This is a genomic window from Microbispora sp. H10830 (assembly GCF_014161375.1).
Classification (GTDB): Bacteria; Actinomycetota; Actinomycetes; order Streptosporangiales; family Streptosporangiaceae; genus Microbispora; species Microbispora catharanthi.
In genome coordinates this window covers 130,039-136,369 of record NZ_JABBWX010000021.1, presented here as the reverse complement: position 1 = coordinate 136,369, position 6,331 = coordinate 130,039, and the positions used below count along the sequence as shown (strand labels likewise).

General features: G+C 71.8%; 6 protein-coding genes. 2 read left to right on the top strand and 4 right to left on the bottom strand.

The features are described 5' to 3' along the window. Positions 1–170 precede the first annotated feature (170 nt). The 3 genes from HHX35_RS37510 to HHX35_RS37500 all read right to left on the bottom strand — a co-directional run bounded on the left by HHX35_RS37510 (position 171) and on the right by HHX35_RS37500 (position 3,274). Positions 171–932, bottom strand: a complete 762-nt coding sequence (locus HHX35_RS37510; protein WP_182903355.1) for an SDR family NAD(P)-dependent oxidoreductase — start codon at positions 930–932, stop codon at positions 171–173. 199 nt (positions 933–1,131) lie between these two features. Then, positions 1,132–1,962, bottom strand: a complete 831-nt coding sequence (locus HHX35_RS37505; RefSeq protein WP_182903354.1) for a phosphoenolpyruvate hydrolase family protein — start codon at positions 1,960–1,962, stop codon at positions 1,132–1,134. 1 nt (position 1,963) lies between these two features. Continuing rightward, positions 1,964–3,274, bottom strand: coding sequence for a Tm-1-like ATP-binding domain-containing protein (locus tag HHX35_RS37500; RefSeq protein WP_259405745.1), 1,311 nt, complete (start codon positions 3,272–3,274; stop codon positions 1,964–1,966). Between the two features lie 17 nt (positions 3,275–3,291). Here HHX35_RS37500 and HHX35_RS37495 point away from each other — a divergent pair, with 17 nt between their 5' ends. Beyond that, positions 3,292–4,698: a PLP-dependent aminotransferase family protein gene (locus HHX35_RS37495; protein ID WP_182903353.1), complete on the top strand. Its 1,407-nt coding sequence runs from the start codon at positions 3,292–3,294 to the stop codon at positions 4,696–4,698. 24 nt (positions 4,699–4,722) lie between these two features. On the opposite strand, the gene HHX35_RS37490 is transcribed toward HHX35_RS37495, so the two are convergent. After that, the gene (locus HHX35_RS37490; RefSeq protein ID WP_182903352.1) at positions 4,723–5,718 is read right to left on the bottom strand and encodes a YafY family protein; all 996 of its coding nucleotides are present in this window, start codon (positions 5,716–5,718) and stop codon (positions 4,723–4,725) included. A gap of 90 nt (positions 5,719–5,808) precedes the next feature. Between HHX35_RS37490 and HHX35_RS37485 the strand changes: the two genes are divergently transcribed. Then, entirely contained in the window at positions 5,809–6,231 is a 423-nt protein-coding gene (locus HHX35_RS37485) for a VOC family protein (protein ID WP_182903351.1), read from the top strand. The last annotated feature ends 100 nt before the right edge of the window (positions 6,232–6,331 follow it).

Below are 6,331 nucleotides of genomic sequence, written 5' to 3'. Positions count from 1 at the left end.
GCCAACCGCCTCGTCGGCATCCTGCACGGCTGCCTCAAGACCGGCACCCTCTACGACGAGGCGACCGCTTGGTCGCAACACTCCGGATCTCTCGCTGCTTGACACTCAAGCTCCTGGGATGTCTTTCACTGACCGCCAGGCGGCGGCAGGTGGTGCGGGGGTGCGGCGGCTCAGCCGAAGAAGGCCTGCCCGCCGTCGAGGGGCACGGTCGCGCCGGTCAGGTAGCGCAGGTCCGGGCCCACGAGCGCGACCACGGCGCGGCCGATGTCCTGCTCGCAGTCGCCGATGTAGCCGAGGGGGATGGTCTTGCGGAACGCCTCCGCCTCCTCAGGGAAGGCCTCCGTCCACCGCTTCAGCCCCGGGGACAGTGCGTGCGGGGCGATGTTGTTGGCGCGGATGCCGTCCGGGCCCCACTCGGTGGCCGCCGTACGCGTGAGCGAGCGCAGCGCCTGCTTGGCCGCGGCGTACGCGCCGTAGGTGGCAGGGTCCCAGCGGACCATGGCCGAGGTGACGAGGTTGACGATGCTGCCGCCACCGCGGGCCTTCATGTGGGGGTGACAGGCCTTCATGAACGCGAACGCGGCGAACGGGCCGCTGCGGAAGCCCTTCTGGAAGTCGGCGTCGCTCATCGACAGCAGCGGGCCGTACGCGCCGGTGTAGGCGTTGTTGACGAGGATGTCCACGCCGCCGAATTGGGCCACGACGGCCTCGACCACCGCGGGGATCGCGTCGGTCTCGGTCACCTCGCACCGGAACGGCTCCGCCGTCCCGCCGCGTTCGCTGATCAGCTCGCAGGTCGTCTCCAGCTTCGCCGTCGTACGGCCGAGCACCGCCACGGCCGCGCCCTCCGAGGCGAGGGCGAGCGCGATGCCCTGGCCGACGCCTTGTCCCGCTCCCGTAACAATCGCGACTTTTCCGTCCAGAGTTCCCATAGGTCTTCCGTCCGCCGTGTGTTGGGCCGAAATAGTGGTGTGACGCGGCACACGGAAAGCGACCAGTCCCGCTCACCGGGAACAGGCTGCCTGTCGCTGTGACGGCGCCGGGGGCCCGTCCCGGTCACCGGGAGGCCCACTGTCGCGCAGGCCGGCGTGAGGTTGAGTGGGACAGCTCGGGCGACGTGTGGGTTGAGCGTCAAGCAGGGCGGAGCCGCAGGCGCTTGAATTCGGTCGCCTGGGCGGCGATCGCTTTCTCCGTGGGGAGGCGTTCCATCGACGACGCCCCGAAGAAGCCCGCGATCCCGTTCGTGTGGTCGAGGACGAACTGGGCGTCCTCCGGTTCGGCGATGGGGCCGCCGTGGCAGAGCACGATGACGTCGGGGTTCACCGCGACGGCGGCGTCGCGCATCTCCTGCACCGCGGCGGCCGCCTCTTCGAGGGTGAGGGCGGTCTCCGCGCCGATGCTGCCGCTCGTGGTCAATCCGACGTGGGGCACGAGAACGTCGGCTCCGGCCTCGGCCATCGCCGCGGCCTGCTCGGCGTCGAAGACGTAGGGGGCGGTGAGCAGGTCACGCCGCCGCGCTTCCCTGATCATGTCCACCTCGAGCCGGTAGCCCATCCCGGTCTCTTCGAGGTTCTGCCGGAACTTGCCGTCGTACAGGCCCACGGTGGGGAAGTTCTGCACACCGGAGAAGCCCATCGCCTTCAGCTGGTCGAGGAACGGGCCCATCAGACGGAAGGGATCCGTGCCGCAGACCCCGGCCAGCACGGGGGTGTCGCGCACGACCGGGAGGACTTCCCTGGCCATGTCGACGACGATCGCGTTGGCGTCGCCGTACGGAAGCAACCCGGCGAGCGACCCTCGTCCGGCCATGCGGTAGCGGCCCGAGTTGTAGATGATCAGCAGGTCGACACCGCCGGCCTCGGCGGCCTTGGCCGACAGGCCGGTGCCGGCGCCCGCTCCGATGATGGGCCGGCCGGACCCGGCGGTGGCGCGCAGGCGTTCGAGAGCTGTCTCGCGGTTCATCTCATTCTCCGGTTCGACGTGCGCGGATGAGGCGGTGCAGGGCTTCGGCCGCGGCCCGGCCGAAGCCCGGATCGTTGATGGCGGCGTCCACGTCGTGGACGGGGACGCCGGTGTCCTTCAGGCCGTCCCTGAGCGCGGCGAAGCAGGCGGCGTCGGCGTCGGGGTCGGCGAACGGCCCTCCTTCGACGTCGATCCCGGAGACCCCCTTCAGCGGCAGGTAGACCTCCACAGGCCCGATGGCGCGGCTGAGCTTGTCGCCGATCCTCGCCCCCAGCTCGGCCATCTCGTCGCGGGTCGTCCGCATGAGGGTGACCGTGGGGTTGTGCACCAGGAACTTCCGGTCCGCGAACTTCTCCGGGACGGTGTCCCTGGGCCCGAAGTTGACCATGTCGACCGCGCCGACGCTGACCACCTGCGGGATGCCGGCTCGCCCCGCCGCCTCCAGCCGGTGGGGGCCGGCGGTGAGGACCCCGCCGACGAGGTCGTCGGCCAGTTCGGTGGTGGTCAGGTCGAGGACGCCGTCGAGCATGCCGGAGGCGGCGAGGGCCTCCATCGCCCGCCCGCCGGAACCGGTGGCGTGGAAGACCAGCACTTCGTATCCGGCGCTCGTCAGGTAGTCACGGGCTTCGTCGACGGCGGGCGTGGTGAGCCCGAACATCGTGGCGCCGACGAGCTTGCGTTCGTCGCCGGTCTCGTCCCGGACCCGGGCGTACCGCTGAGCCATCCCGGCCGCCGCGGCGGCGGCGTTGCCGAGAACCGCGCGCGAGAGCCGGTTGATGCCGGAGATGTCCACGACGGAGTACATGAGGGTGACGTCGACGTCTCCGACGTAGGGGCCGACGTCACCCGAGGCCATGGTCGAGACCAGCAGCTTGGGCACTCCGACGGGCAGGGCCTGAAGCGCACGGGCGGCGACGGACGAGCCGCTGGAGCCGCCGATCGCGAGCATGCCGTCGAGGCGCCCCTCGTCGAACAGCCGCCGGACGATCACGGCGGCGCCGGTCGCCATCGCGTCCATCGCCGCGCCGCGGTCGCGGGCGTCGCGGAGCCGGTCGAGCTCGGTGCCGGCCGCCCGTGCCACCTCGTCCGCGCCGATGTCGGCCAGTTCCGCCCCGTGGGCGAAGGTGCCGACGTTGACCAGGAGCACGTCGCAGCCCGCGTCGCGCAGCCGGTCGCGGACCCAGCGATACTCCTCGGTCTTCGTGTCCAGCGTTCCCAGCAGCACCACCGTCGCCACCGCGACCTCCCCTGTCGTCATCGGCCTGCGCGTACGGTCGAGGATGTCCGGCCGCTGCCGTATCGGCCAGGCCAATCACGCAGAATTGGTCCATGGCAGGTGCGGACCATGTCGACAGTGCCGCGCTGGCCCGCTTGCTCGGGGGGTGGCGTGCGGAGGACGTGCCGCTGCCGCACGCGCTCGCCGGCGCGCTCGCCGAGCTGATCGCCGGCAACGTGCTGGTCGACGGGGCCGCGCTGCCGCCGCAACGCGCGCTGGCCGCCGCGCTGGGCGTGTCCCGCGGAACCGTCGCCGAGGCGTACGCCGAGCTGGCCGCGCGGGGACAGCTGAGGTCCCGGCAGGGGTCGGGCTCGCGCATCCGGCGTGGCCGGAGCGCGGGAGGGGATCATGTCGTCGAGGGACGGCTGGCGTCCTTCGGCCGCACCCGCCGCCCCGTCGAGCTGGACCTGTCCAGCGGCGCGCTGCCCGCCCTGTCGCTGGTGCGGGACGTCGTCTCGGCGGTCGACCTGCGCGAGCTCGACGTCTATCTCGCGGATGACGGCTACTACGCCGCGGGGTTGCCTCGTCTTCGCGCGATCGTGGCCGAGCAGTACACCGTGCAGGGGCTGCCGACCGGGCCCGACCAGATCCTCGTCACGTCCGGCTCCCAGCAGGCCGTCTGGTTGTGCGCGTCGTCCCTGGTCGCGCCGGGAGACGAAGTGCTGGTCGAGGAGCCGAGCTACCGGGGTGCGATCGAGGCGTTCCGTACGGCCGGGGCGCGGCTGACGGGGGTGCCCGTACGGCAGGACGGTCTCGACCTCGACCACCTCGAACGGGTCGCGCATCGGGCCGCCCTCCTCTACTGCCAGCCCGCGGCGCACAACCCCACCGGGATCAGCTGGCCGGCGGCGAGCAGGGAGCGGCTCAGCGAGATCGTCGGCAGGCACGGCGTGCTGACGATCGAGGACCGATCCTGTGCCGATCTCGTCCTCGACGACCGCGGCGTCCGGCCCCCGCTGCCCGACCCTGCTCGTCCCGGCTCCGCGAATCCCGGCTCGGTGATCCGGATCGGCACCGCGTCCAAGCTGCTCTGGGGCGGCCTGCGCGTCGGGTGGATCCGCGCGGAGCGGCCGATGATCGTGCGGTTGACGCAGGCCAAGGCGGCACTGGACCTGGCGGCTCCGGTGATCGACCAGATGGTGACCGCCGAGCTCCTTACGCAGGCCGATCGGGCCCGGCAGGAGCGCACCCGGCGCCTGCGGGCCCATCTCGCCGAGGCGGCGGCGGTCCTGGCGGAACGGCGCCCCGCGTGGCGGTGGACGCCGCCGCACGGCGGCACGGCGCTGTGGATCGACACCGGAACCAACGCCGTCGCCCTGGCAGAACGCGCACGGAGGAGGGGCGTGCTGGTCACCGCCGGCCCGGCCTTCTCCCCCTCGAACGCGCAGCGCTCCCGGCTGCGGCTGCCGTTCTGGAGACCCGTGGAGCAGTTCGCGCACGCGGTCGAACTTCTCGAGTGAGTCCCGCGCGTGTGTCGAGGTATGTCACGCCTCGGCGGCGTCGGCGTAGCGGCGTGCCAGGTGGGCGAAGGCGGCTTTGAGCTCGGCCGGGCCGACGACCTCGATGTCGGCGTCGAACCTGCCGACGTCGGCGGCCAGGCCGACCCATGACCACGAACCCAGGACGAGCCGGCAGCGGTCCGGGCCCAGTGCCTCGACGACCGCGTCGCGGATGTAGGGGGACACGGCGGCGGCGGGCAGGCCGAGGATCACCTCGCCGCGACAGAGCCAGTCGCCCGAGCCGCCGGAGCCTGAGCCTCGGAACCGGCCGGCCACGAAGGCGGCCACATCACCTCCCGGCAGCTCGCGCGGGGTGAAACGCGGCCCCGTGGGGGTGCGCGGGGTGATTCGGTCGGCGCGGAAGGTACGCCAGTCCTCACGATCGAGGTCCCAGGCGACCAGATACCAGCGCCCGCCCCAGGTGACCAGGTGATGAGGCTCCGCCCGGCGCGGCGGCGCCGGCGCGCCGTCGTCGTCCGCTTCCGGAGGAGACGCGGCCGCGTAGTCGAAGCGCAGCACCTCACGGGCATGGACGACGGCGCCGAGCGCCGTGAGCACGCCGATGTCGACTCGCGGACCGGCCGGGATCGCGGACCTCTCGACGGCGGTGACCTGGAGGGCGTCGATCCGGTGGCGCAGCCGCGCGGGCATGACCTGCCGCACGGTGGTCAGCGCGCGCGCCGCGGCGTCCCCGATGCCGGCGCCGCTCGCGGTGGCTGTCTGAAGGGCCACGGCGAGGGCGACGGCCTGGTCGTCGTCGAACAGCAGCGGGGGCATCTGCGAACCGGCATCGAGCCGGTATCCGCCGTCGGGCCCCTTGAAGGTGGTGATCGGGTAGCCGAGCTCGCGGAGACGGTCCACGTCACGGCGGACCGTGCGCGCGCTGACGTTCAGCCGCGCCGCCAGGTCCCCTCCCGACCAGTCACGGCGGGTCTGCAGCAGCGAGAGGATCGCGAGCAGTCGCGCGGATGTCTTCGGCACGAGATTAATTGTGCGTCCAGTAGAGGACACATCCTGTCCTCTACCCCTGGGAGTGTGAGGTCACCCAGTGATCGAGGGCTAGGAGCCATCATGTCCATCACCACCACGACTCACCTGAACTTCCGCGGCGACGCCCGGGCGGCGCTCGACTTCTATCACTCCGTCTTCGGCGGAAACGTCGTCGCCGTCAGCTACAAGGACGCGGGCGCCGTGCAGAACCCCGACGAGGCGGACTGGGTGATGTGGGGCCAGGTCACCGCGGACAACGGCTTCCAGGTCATGGCCTACGACGTGCCGTCGCAGACGCCGTGGCACCCGGGGGAGAACGCCGTCTTCGTCTCCGTACGCGGCGACGACACCGACGAGATCACCAGCCTCTGGGACAAGCTGGTCGTCGGCGCGACCGTCGTACGGCCGCTGGAGCCCGCGCAGTGGGCGCCCCTCTACGGAATGCTCAAGGACCGCTTCGGCGTCGTCTGGGTCCTGGACGTCGCGGCCCCCTATAACGGCTGACCTCCCCGGCAGAGCGGAAGAGGAATCAGATCACTGTGAAAATGCGCGAGCTGGGGCAGACGGGCATCGAGGTCAGCGCCTACTGCCTCGGCACCATGAT

Coding starts and splice junctions, on each gene's coding strand:
- HHX35_RS37510 (WP_182903355.1), bottom strand. CDS start 932: ATGGGAACTCTGGACGGAAAAGTCGCGATTGTTACGGGAGCGGGACAA.
- HHX35_RS37505 (WP_182903354.1), bottom strand. CDS start 1,962: ATGAACCGCGAGACAGCTCTCGAACGCCTGCGCGCCACCGCCGGGTCC.
- HHX35_RS37495 (WP_182903353.1), top strand. CDS start 3,292: ATGGCAGGTGCGGACCATGTCGACAGTGCCGCGCTGGCCCGCTTGCTC.
- HHX35_RS37485 (WP_182903351.1), top strand. CDS start 5,809: ATGTCCATCACCACCACGACTCACCTGAACTTCCGCGGCGACGCCCGG.